Origin of the sequence: Phenylobacterium sp. (genome assembly GCF_030693625.1) — a bacterium.
Lineage (GTDB): Bacteria > Pseudomonadota > Alphaproteobacteria > Caulobacterales > Caulobacteraceae > Phenylobacterium > Phenylobacterium ferrooxidans.
The window spans coordinates 21349-42900 of record NZ_JAUYAF010000045.1 but is presented as its reverse complement, the minus strand read 5'-3'; the positions used below and the strand labels follow the sequence as shown (position 1 = coordinate 42900).

General features: G+C 67.3%; 24 protein-coding genes and 1 tRNA gene. 7 read left to right on the top strand and 18 right to left on the bottom strand.

Annotated features, from left to right (window positions below; all coding sequences use genetic code 11):
- Window positions 1–5: 5 nt before the first annotated feature.
- From fdxA to Q8N10_RS09775, 4 genes are all read left to right on the top strand, one after another.
- Complete coding sequence (gene fdxA / locus Q8N10_RS09790; RefSeq protein ID WP_304776309.1) at window positions 6–347, top strand: ferredoxin FdxA; 342 nt, start codon at window positions 6–8, stop codon at window positions 345–347.
- A gap of 281 nt (window positions 348–628) precedes the next feature.
- The gene (locus Q8N10_RS09785; protein WP_304776308.1) at window positions 629–1138 is read left to right on the top strand and encodes a CarD family transcriptional regulator; all 510 of its coding nucleotides are present in this window, start codon (window positions 629–631) and stop codon (window positions 1136–1138) included.
- 175 nt (window positions 1139–1313) lie between these two features.
- Window positions 1314–2138, top strand: coding sequence for an alpha/beta hydrolase (locus Q8N10_RS09780; RefSeq protein ID WP_304776305.1), 825 nt, complete (start codon window positions 1314–1316; stop codon window positions 2136–2138).
- Between the two features lie 70 nt (window positions 2139–2208).
- Window positions 2209–2823, top strand: a complete 615-nt coding sequence (locus Q8N10_RS09775) for a glutathione S-transferase family protein (RefSeq protein WP_304776303.1) — start codon at window positions 2209–2211, stop codon at window positions 2821–2823.
- Between the two features lie 137 nt (window positions 2824–2960).
- Here Q8N10_RS09775 and Q8N10_RS09770 read toward each other — a convergent pair whose 3' ends face one another.
- The gene (locus tag Q8N10_RS09770; RefSeq protein ID WP_304776301.1) at window positions 2961–4460 is read right to left on the bottom strand and encodes a PAS domain-containing methyl-accepting chemotaxis protein; all 1500 of its coding nucleotides are present in this window, start codon (window positions 4458–4460) and stop codon (window positions 2961–2963) included.
- Between the two features lie 242 nt (window positions 4461–4702).
- Here Q8N10_RS09770 and Q8N10_RS09765 point away from each other — a divergent pair, with 242 nt between their 5' ends.
- Window positions 4703–5098, top strand: coding sequence for a PAS domain-containing protein (locus Q8N10_RS09765; RefSeq protein WP_304776298.1), 396 nt, complete (start codon window positions 4703–4705; stop codon window positions 5096–5098).
- A 19-nt stretch (window positions 5099–5117) separates the two neighbouring features.
- Here Q8N10_RS09765 and dctA read toward each other — a convergent pair whose 3' ends face one another.
- Window positions 5118–6419 carry a C4-dicarboxylate transporter DctA gene (gene dctA, locus Q8N10_RS09760; RefSeq protein WP_304776295.1) on the bottom strand — a complete coding sequence of 434 codons (1302 nt, stop codon included), beginning with the start codon at window positions 6417–6419 and terminating at the stop codon, window positions 5118–5120.
- 53 nt (window positions 6420–6472) lie between these two features.
- Here dctA and Q8N10_RS09755 point away from each other — a divergent pair.
- Together Q8N10_RS09755 and Q8N10_RS09750 are read left to right on the top strand one after the other, a co-directional pair.
- Window positions 6473–6549: transfer RNA gene (locus Q8N10_RS09755), tRNA-Arg, on the top strand.
- Between the two features lie 383 nt (window positions 6550–6932).
- Complete coding sequence (locus Q8N10_RS09750; protein ID WP_304776292.1) at window positions 6933–7649, top strand: IS6 family transposase; 717 nt, start codon at window positions 6933–6935, stop codon at window positions 7647–7649.
- A 104-nt stretch (window positions 7650–7753) separates the two neighbouring features.
- Here Q8N10_RS09750 and Q8N10_RS09745 read toward each other — a convergent pair whose 3' ends face one another.
- The 16 genes from Q8N10_RS09745 to Q8N10_RS09670 all read right to left on the bottom strand — a co-directional run bounded on the left by Q8N10_RS09745 (window position 7754) and on the right by Q8N10_RS09670 (window position 21488).
- On the bottom strand, window positions 7754–8404 hold the full coding sequence (locus Q8N10_RS09745; protein ID WP_304776330.1) for a neutral zinc metallopeptidase: 651 nt from the start codon (window positions 8402–8404) through the stop codon (window positions 7754–7756).
- A gap of 13 nt (window positions 8405–8417) precedes the next feature.
- On the bottom strand, window positions 8418–9272 hold the full coding sequence (locus Q8N10_RS09740; RefSeq protein ID WP_304776291.1) for a DUF4198 domain-containing protein: 855 nt from the start codon (window positions 9270–9272) through the stop codon (window positions 8418–8420).
- Window positions 9273–9274: 2 nt separating this feature from the next.
- The gene (locus tag Q8N10_RS09735) at window positions 9275–9646 is read right to left on the bottom strand and encodes a hypothetical protein (RefSeq protein WP_304776290.1); all 372 of its coding nucleotides are present in this window, start codon (window positions 9644–9646) and stop codon (window positions 9275–9277) included.
- A gap of 110 nt (window positions 9647–9756) precedes the next feature.
- Window positions 9757–10365 (bottom strand): HupE/UreJ family protein, encoded by a 609-nt coding sequence (locus tag Q8N10_RS09730; protein WP_304776289.1) that lies wholly within the window; start codon window positions 10363–10365, stop codon window positions 9757–9759.
- Window positions 10362–11366, bottom strand: a complete 1005-nt coding sequence (gene virB11, locus Q8N10_RS09725; protein ID WP_304776286.1) for a P-type DNA transfer ATPase VirB11 — start codon at window positions 11364–11366, stop codon at window positions 10362–10364. The genes Q8N10_RS09730 and virB11 overlap by 4 nt, the downstream gene beginning before the upstream one ends.
- Window positions 11363–12571 carry a TrbI/VirB10 family protein gene (locus Q8N10_RS09720; protein WP_304776284.1) on the bottom strand — a complete coding sequence of 403 codons (1209 nt, stop codon included), beginning with the start codon at window positions 12569–12571 and terminating at the stop codon, window positions 11363–11365. The genes virB11 and Q8N10_RS09720 overlap by 4 nt, the downstream gene beginning before the upstream one ends.
- Window positions 12568–13308 (bottom strand): TrbG/VirB9 family P-type conjugative transfer protein, encoded by a 741-nt coding sequence (locus Q8N10_RS09715; protein WP_304776281.1) that lies wholly within the window; start codon window positions 13306–13308, stop codon window positions 12568–12570. The genes Q8N10_RS09720 and Q8N10_RS09715 overlap by 4 nt, the downstream gene beginning before the upstream one ends.
- Window positions 13308–14018 carry a virB8 family protein gene (locus Q8N10_RS09710; protein WP_304776279.1) on the bottom strand — a complete coding sequence of 237 codons (711 nt, stop codon included), beginning with the start codon at window positions 14016–14018 and terminating at the stop codon, window positions 13308–13310. The genes Q8N10_RS09715 and Q8N10_RS09710 overlap by 1 nt, the downstream gene beginning before the upstream one ends.
- On the bottom strand, window positions 14015–15217 hold the full coding sequence (locus tag Q8N10_RS09705; RefSeq protein WP_304776277.1) for a type IV secretion system protein: 1203 nt from the start codon (window positions 15215–15217) through the stop codon (window positions 14015–14017). Before Q8N10_RS09705 ends, Q8N10_RS09710 begins: the two co-directional genes overlap by 4 nt.
- The gene (locus Q8N10_RS09700) at window positions 15217–17613 is read right to left on the bottom strand and encodes a VirB4 family type IV secretion/conjugal transfer ATPase (protein ID WP_370690186.1); all 2397 of its coding nucleotides are present in this window, start codon (window positions 17611–17613) and stop codon (window positions 15217–15219) included. The genes Q8N10_RS09705 and Q8N10_RS09700 overlap by 1 nt, the downstream gene beginning before the upstream one ends.
- Entirely contained in the window at window positions 17610–17897 is a 288-nt protein-coding gene (locus Q8N10_RS09695; RefSeq protein WP_370690182.1) for a type IV secretion system protein VirB3, read from the bottom strand. Before Q8N10_RS09695 ends, Q8N10_RS09700 begins: the two co-directional genes overlap by 4 nt.
- Window positions 17898–17900: 3 nt before the next feature.
- Window positions 17901–18215: a TrbC/VirB2 family protein gene (locus tag Q8N10_RS09690; RefSeq protein WP_304776324.1), complete on the bottom strand. Its 315-nt coding sequence runs from the start codon at window positions 18213–18215 to the stop codon at window positions 17901–17903.
- A 10-nt stretch (window positions 18216–18225) separates the two neighbouring features.
- Window positions 18226–18621 carry a lytic transglycosylase domain-containing protein gene (locus Q8N10_RS09685; RefSeq protein WP_304776272.1) on the bottom strand — a complete coding sequence of 132 codons (396 nt, stop codon included), beginning with the start codon at window positions 18619–18621 and terminating at the stop codon, window positions 18226–18228.
- A gap of 265 nt (window positions 18622–18886) precedes the next feature.
- Window positions 18887–19141, bottom strand: a complete 255-nt coding sequence (locus Q8N10_RS09680; RefSeq protein WP_304776270.1) for a hypothetical protein — start codon at window positions 19139–19141, stop codon at window positions 18887–18889.
- A 10-nt stretch (window positions 19142–19151) separates the two neighbouring features.
- The gene (locus Q8N10_RS09675; protein WP_304776267.1) at window positions 19152–20726 is read right to left on the bottom strand and encodes a DUF4331 domain-containing protein; all 1575 of its coding nucleotides are present in this window, start codon (window positions 20724–20726) and stop codon (window positions 19152–19154) included.
- A 177-nt stretch (window positions 20727–20903) separates the two neighbouring features.
- Complete coding sequence (locus Q8N10_RS09670; RefSeq protein WP_304776265.1) at window positions 20904–21488, bottom strand: hypothetical protein; 585 nt, start codon at window positions 21486–21488, stop codon at window positions 20904–20906.
- Window positions 21489–21552: the final 64 nt, after the last annotated feature.

Sequence of the window (21552 nt, the reverse complement as noted above, 5' to 3'; positions counted from 1 at the left end):
TCCAAGTGACCTACATCGTCACCGACGCCTGTATCAAATGCAAGTTCATGGACTGCGTGGAGGTGTGTCCTGTGGACTGCTTCTATGAGGGTGAGAACTTCCTGGCGATCAATCCGGACGAATGCATCGACTGCGGCGTCTGCGAACCTGAGTGCCCGGTGGACGCCATCAAGCCCGACACCGAGGATACGCCTGACTCCAAGTGGCTGAAGATCAACACCGACTACGCCAAGATCTGGCCCAACATCACGGTGAAGGGCGAGCCGCCGGCCGACGCCGAGGCGTTCGAGCGCGAGACCGGCAAGTTCGAGAAGTATTTCAGCGAAAAGCCCGGCCGCGGCTCCTGACCGACCCAGCGCCCACGGGGCGCAAGCCTTTCTTTGGGCTGAATTTTATGCTAGGGTGACAATGACGTGGCGAGAAGCGTTTCGCGCCCGCCATGTCGTTTCTGCAGAAGAGCCGTCCCCGGCCGCATACGCCTTGAACAGGCGAAGGGTGTCCTAGAGGTCTATTCCGTTCTCAAGAATGTTGGTCGCCGCAGATTTTGCGGACGGACACCTTTCGCCTTGGGCTCTCGGAAAACCTGGATGCGTCGATGGGATCGGACGAGGTCGAAGGGACTTAGCTGATGAGCAAGACTGGTCTGGATTTCTCGATTGGAGATCACGTCGTCTATCCGGCCCACGGGGTGGGTCAGGTACAGGGGATCGAAACTCAGGAAGTGGCCGGCTACTCGCTCGAAGTCTATGTGATCACCTTCGACCACGAGAAGATGACCCTGCGCGTTCCCACCGCCAAGGCCCGCACCGCCGGCCTGCGCTCGCTGGCCGAGGGCAATGTGGTCAGCCAGGCGCTCACCACCCTGAAGGGCCGTGCGCGGGTGAAGCGCACCATGTGGTCGCGTCGCGCCCAGGAATACGAAGCCAAGATCAATTCCGGCGACCTGATCTCCATCGCCGAGGTCGTCCGCGACCTGCACCGCGCCGAGAACCAGCCCGAGCAGTCCTATTCCGAACGCCAGCTCTATGAGTCGGCGCTGGACCGCATGGCCCGCGAAGTCGCCGCCATCGAACAGATCGACCGCGACGCCGCCATCGGCATCCTCAACAAGAACCTGATCAAGGCCGTCGCCGCCTAAGGCGCCGATCTCCGCCGATCTACGAGACGCCCGGCCTGCGAAGGCCGGGCGTTTTCGTTCGAGCTGCCCGTCCATGCCTCCGTGCGCGGTGAGCAGGATGGGGCCATGGCCCCTCTCCCCGGGCCCGGTTTTCGGGCATCCTCCCCGCCCGACGTCGGGCCGGCAAGGAGTGAGCATGGCGGAGCGCGCGCTCATCAGTTTCAGCGACCTGCTTGCCCGGCCGCGGGAGTCGGCTGACGCCCGGATCGCCTACGGTCCGCTGGATCTGCAGTTCGGAGAGCTGTGGCTGCCCACGGGCCCCGGCCCCCATCCACTGGTGGTGATGATCCACGGCGGCTGCTGGCTGGCCGACCTGCCGGGACTGGAGCTGATGGACCAGGCCTGCGCGGATCTGAAGACCAGCGGCGTCGCGGTCTGGAACCTGGAATACCGACGCATCGGCCACGAGGGCGGCGGCTATCCTGGCACCTTCCAGGATGTGGCCGCCGGCGTGAACCACGTGCGGGGACTGGCCAGGACCTACCCCCTGGACCTGAAGCGGGTGGTCGTCGCAGGCCACTCGGCGGGCGGACACCTGGCGCTCTGGAGCAGCGTTCGAGGTCCCCTGCGAGGCCCCGATCCCTTCATTCCCAAAGGCGCGGTCAGCCTGGCCGGGATCATCGACCTGGCGGCCTATCACGCCACCGGGCCGGACGCCTGCGGCGGCCCCGGAACCATCGAGGCGCTGGTTGGGGCCGAGAGCCGCGGGAGCCAGGACGTCTATGCCGACACCTCCCCCCTGGCCCTGCTGCCGCTCGCCCTGCCCTATGCGGTGATCTCAGGCGCGCTGGATCCCATTGTTCCCTCGCGCTTCGGCGCGGCCTTCGGGGCCGCCGCCAAGGCCAAGGGTGACGCGATGAGGGTGCTGGACCTGGAAGGCGCGGGGCACTTCGAGCTGATCGACCCCACGGCCCCGGCCTGGGTCGTCATCAAGGCCGACATCAAGTCCCGGCTGGCTTGACGTTGGGTCCCGCTTGACGCGGCAAGCCCGCACCGAAAAGGTCGCGCCAACGACCAAAGGGAGATGCGCCATGAAACTCTACGACTCGATCGGCCCCAATCCGCACGTGGTGCGCATCTTCATCGCCGAGAAGGGCATGACGATCCCCGCCCAGAAGGTGGACCTGATGGCGGGCGAGAACCGCAAGCCACCCTATACCGAGACCGTCAATGTCGCCGGCCAACTTCCCGCGCTGGAACTCGATAACGGCCACAAGGTCTGCGAAATCCTGCCGATCTGCGAGTATCTGGAAGAGGTCCAGCCCTCCCCGCCCCTGATCGGCTCCAATGCCGAGGAGCGGGCCGAGACCCGCATGTGGACCCGGCGCATCGACCTCAACATCTGCGAGCCGATGGCCAATGGCTTCCGGGCCGCCGAAGGGCGCCCGCTGTTCGAGAGCCGCATGAAACTGGTGGGCCCCGAGGGCGCGGCCGACCTGAAGGCCATCGCCAAGGACCGTCTGCTCTGGCTCGACGGCCAGATGACCGGCGATTTCGTCTGTGGCGGCCGCTTCACCCTGGCCGACATCCTGCTGTTCGGCTTCCTGAAATTCGGCGCGACGGTGGGCCAGCCGGTCCCTGACGAGGCCAAGTGGCTCAAGGGCTGGATGGAGCGGGTCGGGGCCCGCCCCAGCGCGGCCGCCTAGAGCCTGATCCGTTGAGGTGGAATCGCTTCGCGATTCCGCCGATGCGGTGGATCAGGCTCCAGATATAAGCGAGAGCATGATTCACGCCTGAGCCGGGACCGCTGCGCGGTTCCGTCTCAAGCGATCATGCTCTAGGCCTAGAACTCTTCCCAGCTTGCCGAGGCGGCGGCCTTGCCGCCGCCGAAAGCCGACGTCAGCCGGGCCCGGTCGCGAGCGACCGGGTTGCGGGCCGGGGCGTGCCGCTCGGCCCGCGCCAGTTCCGGCCGCACGGGCTGAGCCCCGGTCTGGAAGCGGCCCACCAGCCTGGTCAGCTCCACGGCCTCGCTACGCAGGTTGGCGGACGCAGCGGTGGCTTCCTCCACCATGGCCGCATTCTGCTGGGTCACCTGGTCCATCTGGTTGACGGCGGTGTTGACCTGGGCGAGCCCAACGGCCTGCTCCTGTGACGACTGGGCGATCTCGGCGATCAGGCCGTCGATCTCGGTGACCCGTCCGACGATTCCCACCAGAGCGTCGCCGGTCTCGCCCACCAGGCGGACCCCGGAATTGACGTGGGCCGACGAGGCGCTGATCAGGGCCTTGATCTCCTTGGCCGCGTCGGCCGAGCGCTGGGCCAGGGCCCGAACCTCGGATGCGACGACGGCGAAGCCGCGGCCTGCTTCGCCGGCCCGAGCGGCCTCGACCCCGGCGTTCAGGGCCAGCAGGTTGGTCTGGAAGGCGATCTCGTCAATGACGCCGATGATCTGGGTGATCTTGCCGGAGCTCTGCTCGATCTCACCCATGGCGGCGACCGCCTCGCGGACCACCTCGCCCGAGCGCTGAGCGTCACCCTTGGCGGTGGTGGCGGCGTTGAAGGCTTGCTTGGCGCCTTCGGCGCTGCGCTTCACGGTGGCGGTGATCTGGTCCAGGGCCGCAGCGGTCTCCTCCAGGCTGGCGGCCTGCTGCTCGGTGCGGCGCGACAGGTCGTCCGACGCGCTGGCGATTTCGTCGGCCCCGCCCCGGATTCCGCCGGAAGAGGCGGCGATGGAGGTCAGAGCCTCACGCAGGCTCTGGATAGCCTTGTTGAAGTCCTCCTTGATCTGCTGGTAGCGGCCGTCAAAACGCGCCTCGATCTGGGTGGTCAGATCGCCGGCGGCCACCCGCTGCAGGCTGTCGGCCAGGGCGCCGACCACCAGGTTCTGCTCGGCCTCGGCCGTGGCGCTCTCGGCCTCGTTTCGCGCCCGCTCTAGCTCGACCTCGGTCACGTCCGTGGCGAACTTGATGACCTTGTAGGGACGTCCGGCCTCGTCCAGCACGGGGTTGTAGGAGGCCTGAATCCAGCAAACCGAGCCATCCTTCCTGATCCGCTGGAACTTGGCGGCGACAAACTCGCCATTGTTCCGATCCCGCCAGGACTCGCGGTATGCCGCGCTGTCCTTCTGGTCGGGCGGCACAAACATGCTGTGATGGCGACCCTCGATCTCAGCCGCCGTGTAGCCAAGGGCGTTCAGGAAATTGGCGTTCGCCCGGAGGATCGTCCCATCGAGCTTGAACTCGATCACCGCCTGAGACCGGTCCATGGCGTTGACCTGCGCCTCGAGCTCGCGAACGCGCTGAGCCTCCCGCGCCTTTTCCAGAGCACGACCACCAAACCGCATCCGACCGCTCCACATCCTCACCAGTTCTTGCGGCAACTCATCGCACTGCGATCGCTAACGACCTCCTAATTGAAGCCCCGTTTCGTGAAGCGACTGCGGGTTCCGGCGCTCCAGGCCCGTGGAGTCAGGCGCGTGCGCGCTTTGACGCGGTAAACAGAAGCCTAATTGAATTGCCGCGGCGGCTTGCTGTAGGTCAGGTTGTGCGTTGGACAGGTGACGCCAACCTCAGGACGAGCGGTGTGATGTCACTTATCCAACTGGTTTCCGCCCTCGTCGGCGACACGGAGCTGGCGGTCGTGGTGACGGACGGCAAGCTGGCGGCGCCCGGTCCGAACATCCTCTATGTGAACGCGGCGTTCGAACGCATGACCGGCTATGCCAGTCACGAGGTGGTCGGAAAGAGCCCCCGAATGCTGCAGGGATCAGCCACCAGCGTCGCGGCCAAGAAGCGATTGGCGCGGGCGTTGCGCCTGGGCGTCACACATCGGACGACCCTGATGAACTATCGCAAGTCCGGGGAGGCCTACCGGTGCGAGATCGAGGTCTTTCCGCTGCTCACCCCCTCCGGAGAGCCCTTCGCCGCCGTCGCCTTGGAGCGCGAGGTCCCTCGCCGTCCCGGCCGACGATCCGCCGCGTAGGCGGCCGGCGGCCTGAGGCTCAGTCCGCCGGAGCCTGCACAGGCTCGGTCACCACGGCGCGCGGCCCACGTTCCAGCTCCCGGGCCAGGACCTCCCTGTCCAGGTCCCCATCCCAGCGGGCCACGACGAGGGTGGCCACGCCGTTGCCCACCAGGTTGGTGAGCGCGCGGCACTCGCTCATGAACCGGTCCACCCCCACCAGCAGGGCCAGCGCCGCGATGGGAATCTCCGGAATGACCGCCAGGGTGGCGGCGAGCGTGATGAAGCCCGCCCCCGTCACGCCGCTGGCCCCCTTCGAGGTGAGCATGGCCACCCCCAGCAGGGTCAGCTCCTGGGTCAGGGTGATGGGGGTGTTGGTGGCCTGGGCCAGGAACAGGGTGGCCAGGGTCATGTAGATGTTGGTGCCGTCGAGATTGAAGCTGTAGCCCGCCGGGATCACCAGGCCCGCCGTGGTCTTGCCGGCGCCCAGGCGCTGCATCTTGTCGATCATCTGCGGCAGCACCGACTCCGAGGACGAGGTCCCCAGGACGATCAGCAGCTCCTCGCGGATATAGGCCAGGAACTTCAGGATCGAGAAGCCGGACATCCAGGCGATCAGGCCCAGAACCACCAGCACGAACAGCAGGCTGGTGAGGTAGAAGGTCCCCACCAGGGCGGCCAGCTTCACCAGGGCGGCGACGCCATACTTGCCGATGGTGAAGCCCATGGCCCCGAAGGCCCCGATGGGCGCCAGACGCACCACCACCTGGATGATGGAGAAGAAGACCTTGGAGATGTCCTCCAGGGCGCCGGCCACCTTGTCGCCGAAGGGGCCGAGCCGGGTGCAGGCCAGGCCGGTGATCACCGCGATCACCAGCACCTGCAGCAGTTGGCCATCGGCGAAGGCCCCGAAGAAGGTGTCGGGGATCAGGTTCAGCAGGTACTGGACGAGGTCAGGACTGTGGTGAGCCTTCTCCACGTATTCTTCCGCCACGCTCGGATCGAGGCTGGCGGGATCGACATTGAAACCGACACCCGGCTGGATCCACTTGCCCACCACCAGGCCGATGATCAGGGCGATGGTCGACACCACCTCGAAGTAGATCAGGGTCTTGGCGCCCAGGCGGCCGAAGGCCTTGATGTCGCTCATCCGGGCCATGCCGGCGGCGATGGTGCAGAAGATGACCGGGGCGATGGCCATCTTGATCAGCTTGATGAAGGCGTCGCCCAGCGGCTTGAGTTGAACGCCGATCTCGGGCCACAGCCAGCCCACCAGCACGCCAAGGGCGATGCCGATAAGCACCTGAACATAGAGCAGCCGGAAATGGCGCAGAGCCCCCATTCGCATCTTCCCTTTCGCCGCCATGCGCCCTTGCGCTATCACCCCACCGGTCTGGCCCGGTAGCTCAGCAGGATAGAGCAGCGCTTTCCTAAAGCGAAGGTCGGGGGTTCGAGTCCCTCCCGGGCCGCCAGACAGTCGCCCCGACCAGTCTCCATCGCGGCCTCAGTCGGGAAAAGCCCCGACATTCCCGGACTTAGGGAACCCATATCCGTCATTCGCTCCGCGAACGAGACCCTCAAAGGCCGGCTTTCAGCGCCTCATATCCGCCCCGTCTCTGCCCCCTGAAATGCGTGACGGTTTCCCTGTCATAGGGAACTCGATAGGAAATTCGGTAGATTTGCGTGCGACGGATGCTTGTCGAGGGCAGTTAAGTAGCTGACCAAACGCGTGAATTTGATGGGGAACCGCCGAAATTCCCTATGGGGGCTATAGGGAATTTCTCAGGCAGCGATAGGGAAGGCCGTGTCAGCTGAAATGCACCGCCCAGTAAGGGGACGGGTTTAGTCGAGCGAAATGGCCCGTCAGAAAAAGACCCACGACCCGTTCCGCTGGTTCGATTCATCGCCAGAGGTAATCCGGTTGGTGGTCATGATGTACGTCCGCTACCCGCTGTCGCTCCGGAACGTCGAGGACCTGCTGTTCGAGCGCGGTATCGATATCTGCCACGAGACGGTGCGGCTGTGGTGGAACCGGTTTGGTCCGATGTTCGCTGCCGAGATCCGCAAGAAACGGGTCGACCGGATGCGGGCACACACCCATTGGCGATGGCATCTCGATGAGGTCTACGTGAAGATCAACGGCGAGATGCGCTACCTGTGGCGGGCGGTGGATCACGAGGGCGAGGTGCTGGAATCCTACGTCACCACGACGAGGGACAAGGCCGCGGCGCTGAAATTCATCAAGAAGGCGCTGAAGCGCCATGGCCGCACGGGCGCCATCGTGACCGATGGACTGCGGTCCTACCGCGCCGCGCTGAAGGAGATCGGCGCCGCCGATCGCCAGGAACAGGGGCGTTGGAAGAACAACCGCGCTGAGAACTCCCACCTTCCCTTCCGGCGACGAGAACGGGCGATGGAGCGATTTCGCAGGATGAAGACGCTCCAGAAATTCGCCACCGTCCACGGCACGGTCCACAACCATTTCAACCAGGAACGCCACCTCATCAGCAGAGACCTCTACCGCGAACGACGCTCAGCCGCCCTGGCTGAGTGGCGCGCGGTCATGGGCTAGGGCCAGGCTGGGCATGGGGAAACTGCGTCCGAACGGAGACGAGTTGCCGTTCGACTGACACCACCTCCGCGGCCGCCCCGCGGAGCACACTTTTCAATGAGGACCTACGGTGGGGTCTGCTGTCGTGGCCCATGCCACGATCCGGCGACACTGAACCCGCAGACCTTGGGATCTTCCGCCGCCATGCCCCGCCGAACCTCGTTCAGTCGCTGCGGGATTGAACCGTGGACTTCCGCCTCGCTGGCGGCCGATAGCCGGCCCGCCTGCAGAACGGACAAGAGGCTAAGCATCTCTGGCAGGCGCCGTTCAAGGTCGGGAAGAGGGAAGTCCGTGGGGTTACGGGCCTGGGCTCGGCCCAGCCACCAGCCGGCATAACAGTCGGCCTGCAGTTCGGGTGACTGCGACCGTTCGGTCAGGCCAGGGTTCGTCATCGTCTGGACGTGGTGCCCGACCTCGTGGGCGATCACCAAGCCCTCCAGGGCGCCGTTCCGCACGAACACGGTGTCGAGGGCCGCCATGTCGTTCAGATCGATCACGACGCCCAGCTCGCGCATATAGCCGGCGCCGCGCGCCGGATGCCCAATGGGCGACCTCAGCATCAGAACCCTGGGCGCCGCGTAGGCCACGCCGTGCGCCTGGAAGACAGCGCTCCATTCCTGGGTCGTCGACTCCACGACCGTCTGGACCCGCCGCCTCAATCTGGCGTCTTCGTCGGGCGTGGCGGCAGCGGCCGGCGTAGCCGAGCCCAAGGCCACCGCCACCACCGCGCTATGGATTGCGCTCCACCGCAGCGCCCTTGCGCGGAAACCCGAAGGTGAGGCTGGAGAAGGTGGTGTCAAAATCGGCCTTGGCGGCGCCTTTGAGAGGCTTGGTCCAGATGACGTTCAACTGCCAGGAGCCTGAGCGCGGCACATTGAACACCGCCCGCCCCGCGCTGTCGCTGCGGATCTGCGCGACAGGCCGACCGTCGAAGTCGAGGTTGTTCAGCTTCACGAGGGCCCCGGACAAGGGACGCCCCTCATAGAGGATACGAACCGGCAGGTTCGCACCGGCGGTCGGCGCATAGGGGTTCACCTCAGGCACGATCTCCAGCGACAGACCCACCGGCCGAGTCACCAGGGCGTCGAACCTGGGGTTCGGCGGGCCGACCTGCACCAGGGCCTTCGCCCTTCGGGTGTAGACTTCGCGGCCGGGCTGGTCGGCGATCTTCTGCTGGGCGCGCAGGTTGATCGCCGGGGTCAGCCCCTCTTCCTTCAGGTAGCTCGTGAACCTAGGACCTGGAAGTTCGCTCTGGGCGTGGTTGGTCTCCAGGACCAGGACATGGACGCCGGGGCCTGGGAACCGCAGCAGGTGATCCTGGTCCAAGCCGCGGGCCCGCAGCTCCGCCAGGCGGTCGGTCCGACCGGCGGGACCAAGGCTGTAGAACGAGGTGACGCGCTTGACGTCAGCGCCCCAACGCTCGCGGGCCGGACCGTGTCCGACCTGGAGCGACGTCAGCACCGCGCCATTGGGGGCCAGCCAGAACTGCGCCGGCTGGACCCAGAAATCGTGGGCCGAAGCGGCGGTTGTGAGCGTTGCGGCCAGCAAGGCGCCAGCCCCGATGGATCGAATGGCTGTGGTCATGTTCATTCCATGTGGTCGGCGACGTAGCCGGGCGTCGGCGTGGTGGTGGGGAGAGCGGCGCCAAGGATGGCGACCGCCGCGAGCCAGCTCGCCAGGACCTTGATTGCGATGCCCCAGCGGCGACCGACGAGCCAGGCCCCCGGCAGCGCGAGCAGCACCCAGGGCGCGGCCTTGGCCAGGTCCACCGGGGCGCCGGAGGCGGCGATCACCGCCCCGCACCAGACTCCGGCGTTCACGGCCAGGAGGGTGGCGATAGGTCGGTTCAGTCCGCCGGGCAGGTGAACACTCGCGGCGGTCATCACCACGCTGGTCCAGCAGCCGAGGAAAATGGCGTCCTCCCATCCGGCCTGGACAGGCAGAAAGGTCGCCGCCAAGGCGACCGCCAAAAAGGCGGGAAAGCAGACCAGGAGACTCCCGCGCGGCGCGTAGCTGAGCGCGAAGCCCAACGCCGCCGCCAGCAAGGCCGGAGGCAGGGCGCCTCCCCTCAAGCGCCTATCGCCTGGTACAGGAAGTAGACGCCGGCCAGGGCGATCAGGGCGCCCAGGCCGCGCGTCAGCAAGACGCCGCCGCGATAGCCGTTAATGGCCCCGATGCCGATCCCGACCACATGCAACGACCCCGTGGCCAGCATGAAGCCCACGCTGTACCCCACGGGATCGGCCGCTGAAGGCAGCTCCTGGCCATGCGCATAGCCGTGGAAGACGGCGAACGCCGCGACAACGGCCGAGGCGGCCCAGACCGGGGCGCGGACGGCCCCGGCGATGACGATACCCAACACCAGCACTGAGACCGCGATCCCGATCTCAACCGGGGGCCACGGAACATTGGCCATGCCCAACACGCCGCCAATGGCCATGACCGCGGGAAAGATCACCGGCAGGGCGAAGATCAAAGGCCGGCCCAGAAACGCACCCCACAGCCCCACCGCGACCATGGCCAGCAAGTGGTCGGGGCCAGCGAGCGGATGCAGGACGCCCGAGCTGAATCCGCCCGCCAGGTCTGTCGCGGTATGGGCCAGGGCCGGACCCGACGACAGGCAGAATCCAGCGCACAGCAAGGCCAGCACGATGCGGAAGCGATCAGTCCTGATCACGACAGGGCCGCCGCGCCCTGTTTGAACACGATCTCGGAAATGACCCGCCGACCGTCGCGGCGCGACAGCTGCACGAAGACGTCCACGATGCCGCGCACGTAGTCGACGATTTCGGTCCGGGTCAGCTGCAGGCCGGCCTGCAGGACAAGAAGGCTAAGCTGATCGACGGCACCGCGCGGGCTGTCGGCGTGCAGGGTGGTGATGGAGCCCGGATGCCCGGTATTGACCGCACGCAGGAAGCTGGTCGCCTCGCGCCCCCGCAACTCGCCCAGTATGATGCGGTCGGGCCGCATGCGCAGGGAGGCCTGCACGAGGTCCTCGACCGTGACCTTGGCTTCGCCGGTCTCGCCGCGCACGGCCACTAGGCCGACGGCGTTCGGGTGGTCCAACTGCACCTCCGCCGCGTCCTCGATCAGCACCAGCCGCTCTTCGCGCGGAACTTCCTTCAGCAGGGCGTTGAGAAAGGTGGTCTTGCCGGTGGAGGTGCCGCCCGCGACGATGATGTTCTTGCGGCCTCGCACCGCGACCCGCAGGAACTCGGCGAGCTGGCCTGCGTCCAGCAGGCCTTGCAGCTGCGCGTCCAGCACCTCGCTGTCAGAGCGGCCGTCGGTGCGCACATGGGCGAAGGCCTCGGCGCGGTCGTAGTCGTCCAGGCTGAGATCGGCCACCACGTGCTTGCGCACGGCGATCGCAAGATCGCCCCGGGTCGCCGGTGGGGCGACAATCTGCACGCGCTCGCCGCTGGGCAGGGTGGCGGCGAGCAGCGGATGTTCGCGGCTGATCCCCTGGTTGGAGAAGCTGGCGATCTGGCGCGCCAGCCGCCACAGGGTGGTCTCGTCGAGATCCGGCGCGGCGTGGCGTTCGATAGAGCCCAGAACCGTCTCGACCCAGACCTCTCCAGGCTTGTTGATGAAGATGTCTGTGACCTCCGCGCGCTCCAGCAGGAAGGCCAGCGGCGCCAGGTAGGTCCTCAGATAGATGGCGGCGGGGCCGGCGCTCACCGGATCGGATCCACGCCGGAGAAGTCCAGGTCGCGGGACACGAAGATGCGGATCGCCTCGCCCTGCGGAACCTTGATGGTGGGCGAAATCTTCTCGCCCTGCACCGCCGAGCTGGCGAGACCCGCCGCCGCTCCCGGTGAGCCGATGCTGATCTGGGTCGACGGCGTGTCGCCCAGGGAGGCCACCCCGGCGCTCAGCACCGAGAGCAAAATGGAACCGCTGAAGCGGCGGAAGAAGTGGCGGTCAACATCGCCCTCGAGCCCGCCGCGGCCCAGGGCGTCGGTGCCCGGCGACCCGATCTGGATCGAGACGCCATCCGGGCGCAGCACCCGCGTCCAGATGATGAAGGCCCGCGACTGACCCAGCGCGACGGCGCTCTTGTACTGGCCGATCAGGCGGCTGCCGCGAGGGATGAGGACGGCGCGGCCGTCGAAGCTGAGCACGTCGCGGCTGACCACCGCGCGCGTGAAGCCTGGCAGGTCGGAATTGATCGCGGTCTCCAGCACCCCGGGGATGATGGTCCCCTGGGGCGCCAGCGCGGAGAGATTGCGCAGGGTGGTCGCCCTCGCGCGGGCCGGCTCTTCATCCCCCACGCGTTCGGCGAACTGTTCGCTGTCGTTGAGATCAGGCCCCTTGGCCTGCCCGCCCGCGGCGCCGGCGGCCAGGGCCGCCGCGGCCTGGGGACCGGAGGCGCCAGCCGAGGCCTGGGCCAGGACCATGCGCTCGCCGGAGGGTGCGCCGAAGTCCACCACGACCGAAGGTGCGCGACGTCGAGCCATCACATCGCCCTGCGACGGGCCGAACCTGGGCGTCGAGACCGGCACATAGGCGGCGGACACGTTTGGTGGCGGCGGGGGTGGCGGTGGCGGCATCCCCACCTGGGTCGGCAGCCCGCTGAACGGGCCTGTGTCGCCACCCGTGGAAATCTGGGTCAAGGGCAGCTCCAGCGGAGGCGGCGACGCCTCGGCGATAGAGCTCGGCTGGCCCGTCGGGGTCACCAGGCTGGCGCCTGTTCGGTCCATGCGGTTGCCATTGAGGACCAGAAACAGGGCGATGGCCACCAGCGAGAAGCCGCCGGCGATGACCGCTGGGTGAAGCGTGCGGGTCGTCGATCCCACCATAGGTTCCGAGGCCTCGGCCGCCAGGGTCAGGTCTTCGGAGATCGGCGGCGGCAAGCCGGCGCCGGGTGCGCGGGGATCGGTCATTTGGCTGCGGTCCGTTGGTCCGGGGCGGCGGCGCGGTAGGCCTGGTTGGTGACGGTCGCCACCTGCTTGCCATTCCGCAGCATGAAGCGCGGCGCCAGCTGCTCGACCACGGTGTAGCCCCCGCGCACGCCATAGTTCACTAGGCTCTCCGCGCCGTCTGCGGCGACGGCGAAGATGGCAGGAGCGGCGGCCTGGGGCGCCCACGCGAAATAGGTCATGCGTCCGTCGTCAAAGACCTGGACCGGCGCGCTTTCCGCCGCGCCGGTGACCACATAGGCGGCGTTGACCACCTCCGGAGGCGGCTCCACCCACTCAGGCGCCGGCGCGGCGACCGCCACCTGGGGATAGATGAAACGCACCACATAGGGCGTCCGCGCCAGGCTGGGTCCCGTGCTCACCCGCAGGTCAAAGGCGTAGCGACGCTGGTTGGTGACCACCGTCATGTTGGTGACCGCGCGCTTGTCGATAGGCTTGAGGAACAGCAGGTTGGCGTTCCGGTTTGGGGTGACCTGCCAGCCGAGGGAGTCGCCGATGGAGACGTTCACCAGCCGCTCGTCGGGGGCGAATTCCAGCATGAGCTGATAGCCGACAACTCCGTTCAGGAGCACGACCTGATCAGGATCGTACTCCACGCTCTGGATGTGGGGATCGCCGGGTCCGGGGCGCGGAACCTGCGCCGCCTCCACGGCCAGAGGCGCCGTCGTCATCGCCAGGGCGAGAGCCAGGGTGGCGCGCATCAGCGCTGTCCCTGCGAAGCCGCGGTGGATCCGATCATCTCGGAATCCCGGCGATAGGATGTCACCTGGAAGCCCAGGGGATTCAGGAACCGATCCCCCATCCGCATCGGCGCGCCCGTATACCGGAACCCGATCACCGCGGCGAAGGAGGCCCGGTCACCGGCGGGCGACCCGCTGTCGCGCCGCTCGGAGTCGAAGCGCACCAGGGCGCTGTTGGGGGACAACAGCGAAATGCTCTTGATTGTGGGCTGCAGGACCGTCGCGCGGCCATACATCTTGACCGGGCTGGAGGGATTGGAGGCGGCCATGGTCCGCAGGTATTGGGTCTTCGCCTCACCGGCTGACCACAGGGCGACCTTGCGGTAGGTGGCCTGCAGATCGACGGGATCGAAGCCCTCCCGCGCCAGGACATACTGGGCCAGGAAGGCCTGGGTGACGGCGGCGTCCTGTGACAGGAGACCCGGGCGTAGACCCTGGGCGGTCTCGACATAGCCGGTCTGGCGATCCACGGTGATGGTGTAGGGGACCACGGTCTTCAGCGGCATCATGGCGGCGAGCGCGATGGCCTCGAACAGCGCAACCGTCCCGGCCGCGCCCGCGATGATCCAGGCCAGGCGGCGCGACGAGCGCAGGGCGCCGTGCACGTCCTGAGACCAGGAGGCGGCTTCGGCGTAGTAGTCGCCCCGCTGAAGCGGCTTGTCAGGCTTCATCGATCTCTCCGAACATTGCTCGCGGCCCGGCGGGGTTGGGCGGCGCGGCGATAGGTCTGGCCAAGGGGCGGCGCGCGCTCGGCCGCGCCTGGAAGTTCGTCACGACCCCGGCCAACCGAGGTCCGCCGGGGACCGTCGGTGCTCACAAGTTCCAGTCGGCTCTCACGGCGCTCCATGGCCGCGACCGCGCCGGCGACGGCGGCGGCGCGGGGGGGCGCCGATGAGACCGACGCTGCGACGGCGGTGGCCTCACGCCTTTCGCTTGAAGCCCCGGCAGCGCCCGTGCGGCCACCCTCGACTCCAGCCACCGTGCGCCAGGGGAGCCGGAAGCCGGTGGCCACCATGGCGGTGGCGATCGCGAGGGACAGGGCGACGCCGGTCGAGATCAGAGTGAGCAGCAGAATGGCGTTGGCCGGGGCGACATCCACCACGCCCTGGGCTCGCATCTCCACCAGGCGCACCAGATGCGGTTCGATCATCACCAGTTGAACGATCAGGGCCAGGGTCGCCAATAGGGGTGTCAGGGCGAAGGCCACCGCGGCCCGCAGCCATCCCTCGAAGACGCCGCGCGTGGAATCGAACATCAGCAGGGCGATGAAGACGGGGCCCAGCGCCAGCAGCAGGCCCAGCACGATCTTCGCCGCCAGCACCGCGCCGAGGCTCATCAACAGCATGAGCGTGGACGCCAAGGTCAGGCCGAAGGCGGCGCCCGCGTTGCCACCCTGCAGCGGCGAGGCGAGGCTCAGGCTGCGCTGGGTGTAGTAGGCGGCGGAGCGCTGCAACTCGTCATAGGCCAACTGCAGGCCGTCGAAGGGATCGCCCCGCAGCGCCGAACCCGGCGGCTGGATGGCGTCCAGCATCGAGGTCGCCAACTGCGTGGGTCCCAGGAACAGGGTGTCGAACACCACGCGCTGATAGGTCGGCCAGTTGGTCGCCAGCGCCAGGACCGCGCCGATCTTCAGCGCCGTGATTGTCAGGTCGCCAACCCGCAGCGGGGTGCGACCCATCAGCATGCCGAACCCCAGGATCGCGATATAGAGGGTCAGTATCGCGGTCAGGGCGGGACCGAAAGACGACCCCGGCTGCGCCAGCGCGCCGTATCCCGCCTCAGCCATCACCCGGACGTTGCAGTCGACGGAGCCCAACAGGCCCTGGACCAAGCCAATGTCGGCCGCGGGGGCGGGGCAGAAGCCGGCCATCACGCGCGCTCCAGCAGTCGCGGCAGCCAGACGGCCGGGTCTTCGCCCAGGTCTTCGCGCAGGGTGTCCAGAAGACGCACTGTCCGCTCTCGCCCCGACAGAACAGTCAGCAGGTCGGGTTCTCCCGACAGGTTCAGCCGCGCGACCACGCTGTCGGCCCCGTGCTTGATCAGGAAGCAATGGGAGGTGTCGGGCAGCGATCGGATCAGATCGTACTCGTGCTCGGTCAGACCAAACCCCTCGCAGTAGTCGCGGGCCTGGGCCTTGGGATTGGCCATGAAGATCTGGGTGGCGGCCTGTTCGATGATCGCCGAGGCGATGCGGCTCTCCAGGGCGTCCTGCGCGCTCTGGGTGGCGAAGCCGACCAGGCCGTTGCGCTTGCGGATGGTCTTTTCCCAGTCCTTGATCCGGGCCAGGAAGACTTCGTCGTCAAGCGCCTTCCAGCCTTCGTCGATGACGATGAGAGTGGGATCGCCATCGAGCCGCTGCTCCACCCGGTGGAACAAATACATCATGGCGGGCGTCCGAAGGGCCGGGTCATCGAGGATCTGGGTCATGTCGAAACCCAGGGTGCGCGCCTCCAGGTCCAGCGCGTCGGTCGGGTTGTCGAACAGCCAGGCCCGCTCCCCCTCCCCCCACCACGACCTCAAGCGGGCGGCGAGGTCGGTGCTTTGTGGCCGGCGGTCACCCCGGAACAGCTCGGCGAAGTACCGCAGTTGCCGGTAGGCCGGTTGCTGGCTGAAATTGGCGTCGACCGCTTCCTTGATGCGTTCGACATCCTCGGGGCTGAGGACTTCTCCCGGCTGGCTGACGAGGCGCGCGGTCCACTCGGCCAGAAAGCCGCGATTGGCCGCGTTGTCTTCAAGCTGCAGGGGATTGAACCCAGTCGGCTGGCCCGGCCGGATGGCGTCGTAGCGTCCGCCGATGGCTCGCAGGAAGATTTCCGCGCCACGGTCCTTGTCGAAGAAGACGATGCGAGGGTCGAACTTCCGCGCCTGGGCCAGCAGGAAGCTGAGCACCACGGTCTTGCCGGACCCGGATGGTCCGATGATCGTGAAGTTGCCCAGGTCGCCCTTGTGGAAGTTGAAGTGGTAAGGCCCCGCCGAGGTGGTCTCCAGCAGCGTCACCGCAGAACCCCAGTGGTTGCCCTGCGCTTGGCCGGTGGGGAAGTTATGCCCCGAGGCGAAGCCTGCGAAATTGGCCGTGGAGATCAGGGCGCGGCGGGCGATATCTTTGAAGTTGCCGGGGAACTGCGCCCAGAAGGCCGCCTCCAGATTGACGTCTTCGCGCACCGCGATGACTCCCATCTCTGTGAAGCTGGACTGCACCTCGGCGACGGCCTCATCCAGGGCCGCGATCGTGGGGGCGCGAACCAAGACGCTGAGGTGATGCTCGCCGAACGCCGAGCGACCGGCCGAAACATCATCTTTTGCCTCGATCAGGCCCCGGCGCAGGGTGACCGCCTCGTCATCGGCCGCCCGCATCCGGCGCAGCGCGAGGTTCATTCGGTCCAGGCTCGCCTGGCGGTCCACGAAGCCGAAGCTCTGGCTGATCACCAGCTCGTGCGGCAGGCGCAGCAGGTCGTCCAGCATGCCGGGCGTGGTCTGCGGCGGATATTCCTTGACCGAGATCACCGCGGCGAAGCTGCGGTCGAGCGCCCCGGCGCGGGACAGCTCCACCGTCTCGGCCCCAAAGCTGATGCGCCGATACGGAATGTGCTGCCCCAGGTCCGATCGCGGCATCAGCACCGGACGCATCTCGCCGTTATAGAGCGACGACAGGAATTCCAGCGGTTCGGAGCAAGGCCCGGCCGGGGTGTCATAGGCGCTCAGCAGGCGCGCGCCATAGGGGGCGAGGCTGGCAAGAAGGGATTCGCTGGCCGCGTTCAGTTCGCGCTGCTCGTTGGCGAGCGCCGTCGCACCCTGGTCGGGGTCCGCGGCCCCGGTGATGGCGCGGATCGCGCCCTCGATGAGGCCGACACGACCCTGGGTCGGGCGGCGGATCAGGGTCAGGAACAGCTCGTTGACATAGAGCTTCTTGGTGCTCAACCGGCGCTTCCAGGCCTCGTCCAGGGTGCGACTGAAGTCGTCGTTGAATTCGCCTTCGCTGGCGGCGGCGGCCTCGCGGCGGATCACGTGGTGATAGATGGCGAAGCGGGAACTGGCGAAGGCGCGCAGCGCTCCGTCCCGCAGGGCCTTGCGGTAATTGATCTCGTCGGTGTCGGCGGTTTCGAACGACAGGCCCGCCAGATGGATCACCTGCATCAGCATCCCGTCGCGCGTCGCGAGCGTGGTGTCGTCGACATGGCGGCCGTAGGGCAGCCGGGATCCCGCGCTTGCCTCCCGTCGCGGGTCAGCCTGCCGGGCCTTTGGTCGGAGGTCGGGCTGCGCCGTCATGGCTGGTATGAGTTGCATCGCCACACCGACCAGTTGCGCACCCGCGGGCAACGGCTGACCTTGGTCAGCCACAACTCGAAGATCCGCGGCTCGCGCAGGCAGGCCACATAGCCGATGGCGTGGATGGCGATGGCCGCAAGCACGGCCCACAGCGACTTGGTGATGAGGAACAGCTCGGCGGTCACGACGGCGTTGAGCACGAAGTAGCTATAGGTGACGCCGGCGAACATCTGCGGCCGCGTCAGGGCGCCGAACACTACGTCGCGATCGAGCTGGGCGGCCACGGGTCAGAAGCCCGTCGCGGCTTGGCGGATGCCCGAGACGATCGCGCCGGCGCCGAACAGAACAAAGCAACCGAGGATGACCGTCGCGCCGTAGCGCCAGTTGAGGCGGCCGGTCAGCATCATGAAGCCTACCGCGGCGATGGCGATCACGGCGGCGACGGTCGCGACCGTGCCCATCAGGGTGCCCTGCATCCAGGACAGGGCTCCGACGATCACGTTGGAGCCAGCGGGATCCAGGCTCTGGGCCTGGGCGCCCTGGGCCAGGAACGTCATGGCCAGGGCCAAGGCCGATGCTTGGAGTTTGCGGGGGGTGTGAATGGTCAGGCTCCTATCGGCCGGTGACGGTTAGGGCGGTGTCGGACAAGGCGTTTTGAGACAGCCGGGCCATGATCGCGGCGACATAGGCGGTGGTTTCCCGAAAGGGCGGGATGCCACGATAGCGGTCCACGGCGCCGGGGCCTGCGTTGTAGGCCGCGAGCGCCAGGCTGACATCGCCGCCATAGCGGTTGAGCATGCGTCGGAGATAGGCCGTTCCCCCCAGGATGTTCTGGCTGATGTCGTAGCGATCAACCCCGACCTCGCGGGCGGCGCCGGCGGTGAGCTGCATGACCCCCACCGCGTCGCGATTGGACACCGCGCTCTGGCGGAAGCCGGATTCCCGGCGGGCGACCTCGGTGATCAAGTCGACACTGACCTCATGTCGGCGCGCGGCGTCGGCGATCATCTGGACGACCTCCGCGCGGCCAGGGTTCGTCGGTGGGCCAGGCGTGACACCGATCGGCTGAGCGCCCTCAAGGGTGAAGACTGAAGGTCCGGCGTGGAGGGTTGCGGCGCCGTCAGAGCCGATTTCGATAACCTGCGCCAAGCTCGGGCTGGCCATCGCACCGCTGAGACCGAGGATAAATCCGGCCAGCGTCAGCGCGTGGGAAAGCCGCCGGAGGAAAGGTCCTCCGGCGACGCCCCTTTCGATGGTCCTGGCGCGGAGCAGGCTAGGTGCCCGGCAGGGGGACCGGTTCGGCGGTCAGGCTCGGGGCGATGACATCGGCCGCGGCCAGGTCACGCGGATCGGTGTTGGCGCCTGCGCCGAACGCCGCGCCGAAGCCCGCGCCGAACTGTGACGCGAACGAGGCCGGGGGCGGCGTTGTCGTACCGCCGCCACCACCACCCCCGCCGCCGCCGCCGCTGCAGGCCGAGAGGCCCGCGGCGGCGAGGAGGAGAAGGCTCGGGATGAGAAAGCGCTTCATGTGCCGATCCTTAAGGGTGAGGCGCGCCGGTGCGCGGCGAGTTGGAGAGCGGCGAGTTCAGATAGGGGAAGACGTTCTGAAGCTCAGCTGCGCTGATCGGGGCGCCATCGGTGAGCGGCGCATTGCCCACAGGGGCGTCGGCGGGCTTACAGAGGCCAAGATCGGTCTGCACCCCGTTGATCGGCACGGGATAGCAGAGGCGACCCATGGCCACCCGCAGAGTGATGTCGACAGTGTCGTCGCCCGGCCGGCGACCATTGGGGAAACCGGCGAGGTCGTCCGCTGCGACGCCCAGGGTCTTCTGCTGGTCACGAGGAGTCGGGTTGACGCCCGTATTCAGGCGCATCATTTCCGAACCCGTCACGGTCTTCTGCTGGTTGAGCGTCTTTATGCCCGTGAGGTAAGCCGCCACCAGATCATTTCGCGGCAGGTTGGACGGCGCGATGTTACTGAAGTTGGTGCCGAGGGTCGCGTTGACCGGCGCGCGGAAGAGCAGGTCGACGATCGCCGGGAAAGTGGGGTTGGTGACGTAGTCGGCCAGGGCCGCGTCGCCAGTCGGCTTTGCGGCGTTGAAGGTGTCCTTCTGCGGCAGACCGATCACCAGCTCGTTGACCAGCGGAGCTGACAGTCGCGAGACCTGCACATAGCCGCCGCCCTGCTGGGACATGTTGGCGTAGCTGGCCTTGGGGTTCAGCAGGCGGGCCTGCGGCAGAGCCGCCGTCTGCCAGGCGCCGATGACGCCGTTGCCCGAACCGGTGACGCAGGCGATCGGCAGCTCCAAGGCGATGGAGGTGACGTTCTTCTTGCCGACGAGGTCATCGTTGTCCCGGCTCTGGGTGATACCGCCCGGGAAGGAGGCGCCGTCGATCGGGACGTAGTTGATCAGGTCGAAGGTCGGACCAAGATTGACGGCGAAGGCCTCGGCGCGCTGGCCGACGAAGACCCGGCCCGGTGTGGTGCAGCCGGGGACCGCGATGCTGTAGATGTACTGGTTGGCGTAGGCCGGATAGTCCGGGGTCGTCTTCTTGCCGGCGTTGTCGAAGGGCTTGCGGAAGCTGGTGGCCCCACCCGTCGCCGCCGTCACGGTGGCGCGCGTGCCGGCGCGCTGGTCGCCGGTGATCTGGGTGATGGTGTAGTCCTCGACCTCGCCGAGATCACCGTCGTCGGCCGCGGTCACCTGACCAGCGTGGCGTAGAGCGATCGGCAGCTCCTTGCCGCCGATGTTCAGGGTGATGCCCTTGCCGCCGTTGCGCAGGATGTTGTTGAATTTGAACTGGTAGGTCAGGTCTTCCTTGGCGTCGCCGTCATTGTCGATGTGGATCTCATAGATCGCGTCCGGATCCATGGTGTAGTAGTTCGGGCCCGCGCCCGGATCTTCGCCCGGCTGGTAGTTGGCGATGAAGGTCACGAAGGCCGACCGGCCCGGCTCATAGCTGCGGAACATGTAGAAGTCGGTGCCGTCGACCTTGGGCATCTTGGTGACGTTCGGCGCCTCGCGGTGACTTGAAGCGAGCGAGGGACCAGACCCCAGCATCAGGGCGGTGATCACCGCGGTTCCCATCAGGTAGCCAACGCGTTTTTTCATGTCTCAGCCTCCGCCACGGACCTAGCGCCCGACTTCCCCTGTGCCCCGCAATGGGTGGTGGGGTGGTTTGAAAGGCGTTACGAGAGCCGCGCGGAACTGGATCTCCACCCTGCGAAAATATGTCGCTGCGGAAGCAAATATACGGCCTTGACAGGGCTGTTCGCCCCGGCGTCTGGGCTAGCGCGGACGGTCGGCCAGGTCGTCGGCGCTCAGGTCGTCCCAGCGCCATTCTCCAGAGCCGATGGCCAGGATCGTGGAGCCTGCGGGGTCGGCCAAGGTTAGCAGCACCGGCCCCCGAATGACTTCCGAGCGGCAGGCCGCAGGGGCCGAGGCCACGCCGGCGAGCACCGCGGCGCGCAGCGTTTGCAGCCCGCCGGCCGCCACGGGCATGTCCACCCAGCGGCCGTTCCAGAGCATCAAGGCGTTGGCGACGGATCTCGCGGGCCGAGGAATTTGGGCCAGGGCGACCTGGGACTGGGGGTTGTTCTGCAGGGCGGTTTGCAGCCACTGGGTCAGATCGCAGGCTTGGCCGCTCGCCGCGCTCGCCGCGGCCGCCACGGAGAGCGCGACCTCCCCGTCCAGGCTGAAGGGTTCGGCGGTGGGATCGACGGGCGGCAGGCTGTCCTCGTAGATCGGTTCGATGTCTGACATCTGCGGCGGCGGCTTCGCCTCGACCTGCGGCGGCGTCGGCCTGGCGCGTGTCTTCACCACCGAGGTCAGGACCGGCGGGGCGGTGGAGCCTCTGTCCCGGCCGTCAAACATCGCCACGCTCACGCCTGTCTGGTCAAACCGGCCAGGCGGATTTGAGGGCGCCTCGCGCAGGAAA

Excerpts from the sequence above, each read along its gene's own strand:
- Q8N10_RS09785 (WP_304776308.1), top strand. The coding sequence starts at position 629 with ATGAGCAAGACTGGTCTGGATTTCTCGATTGGAGATCACGTCGTCTAT.
- Q8N10_RS09780 (WP_304776305.1), top strand. The coding sequence starts at position 1,314 with ATGGCGGAGCGCGCGCTCATCAGTTTCAGCGACCTGCTTGCCCGGCCG.
- Q8N10_RS09775 (WP_304776303.1), top strand. The coding sequence starts at position 2,209 with ATGAAACTCTACGACTCGATCGGCCCCAATCCGCACGTGGTGCGCATC.
- Q8N10_RS09770 (WP_304776301.1), bottom strand. The coding sequence starts at position 4,460 with ATGCGGTTTGGTGGTCGTGCTCTGGAAAAGGCGCGGGAGGCTCAGCGC.
- Q8N10_RS09765 (WP_304776298.1), top strand. The coding sequence starts at position 4,703 with ATGTCACTTATCCAACTGGTTTCCGCCCTCGTCGGCGACACGGAGCTG.
- dctA (WP_304776295.1), bottom strand. The coding sequence starts at position 6,419 with ATGGGGGCTCTGCGCCATTTCCGGCTGCTCTATGTTCAGGTGCTTATC.
- Q8N10_RS09750 (WP_304776292.1), top strand. The coding sequence starts at position 6,933 with ATGGCCCGTCAGAAAAAGACCCACGACCCGTTCCGCTGGTTCGATTCA.
- Q8N10_RS09740 (WP_304776291.1), bottom strand. The coding sequence starts at position 9,272 with ATGACCACAGCCATTCGATCCATCGGGGCTGGCGCCTTGCTGGCCGCA.
- Q8N10_RS09720 (WP_304776284.1), bottom strand. The coding sequence starts at position 12,571 with ATGACCGATCCCCGCGCACCCGGCGCCGGCTTGCCGCCGCCGATCTCC.
- Q8N10_RS09715 (WP_304776281.1), bottom strand. The coding sequence starts at position 13,308 with ATGCGCGCCACCCTGGCTCTCGCCCTGGCGATGACGACGGCGCCTCTG.
- Q8N10_RS09710 (WP_304776279.1), bottom strand. The coding sequence starts at position 14,018 with ATGAAGCCTGACAAGCCGCTTCAGCGGGGCGACTACTACGCCGAAGCC.
- Q8N10_RS09705 (WP_304776277.1), bottom strand. The coding sequence starts at position 15,217 with ATGGCCGGCTTCTGCCCCGCCCCCGCGGCCGACATTGGCTTGGTCCAG.
- Q8N10_RS09700 (WP_370690186.1), bottom strand. The coding sequence starts at position 17,613 with ATGACGGCGCAGCCCGACCTCCGACCAAAGGCCCGGCAGGCTGACCCG.
- Q8N10_RS09685 (WP_304776272.1), bottom strand. The coding sequence starts at position 18,621 with ATGATCGCCGACGCCGCGCGCCGACATGAGGTCAGTGTCGACTTGATC.
- Q8N10_RS09680 (WP_304776270.1), bottom strand. The coding sequence starts at position 19,141 with ATGAAGCGCTTTCTCATCCCGAGCCTTCTCCTCCTCGCCGCCGCGGGC.
- Q8N10_RS09675 (WP_304776267.1), bottom strand. The coding sequence starts at position 20,726 with ATGAAAAAACGCGTTGGCTACCTGATGGGAACCGCGGTGATCACCGCC.
- Q8N10_RS09670 (WP_304776265.1), bottom strand. The coding sequence starts at position 21,488 with ATGTTTGACGGCCGGGACAGAGGCTCCACCGCCCCGCCGGTCCTGACC.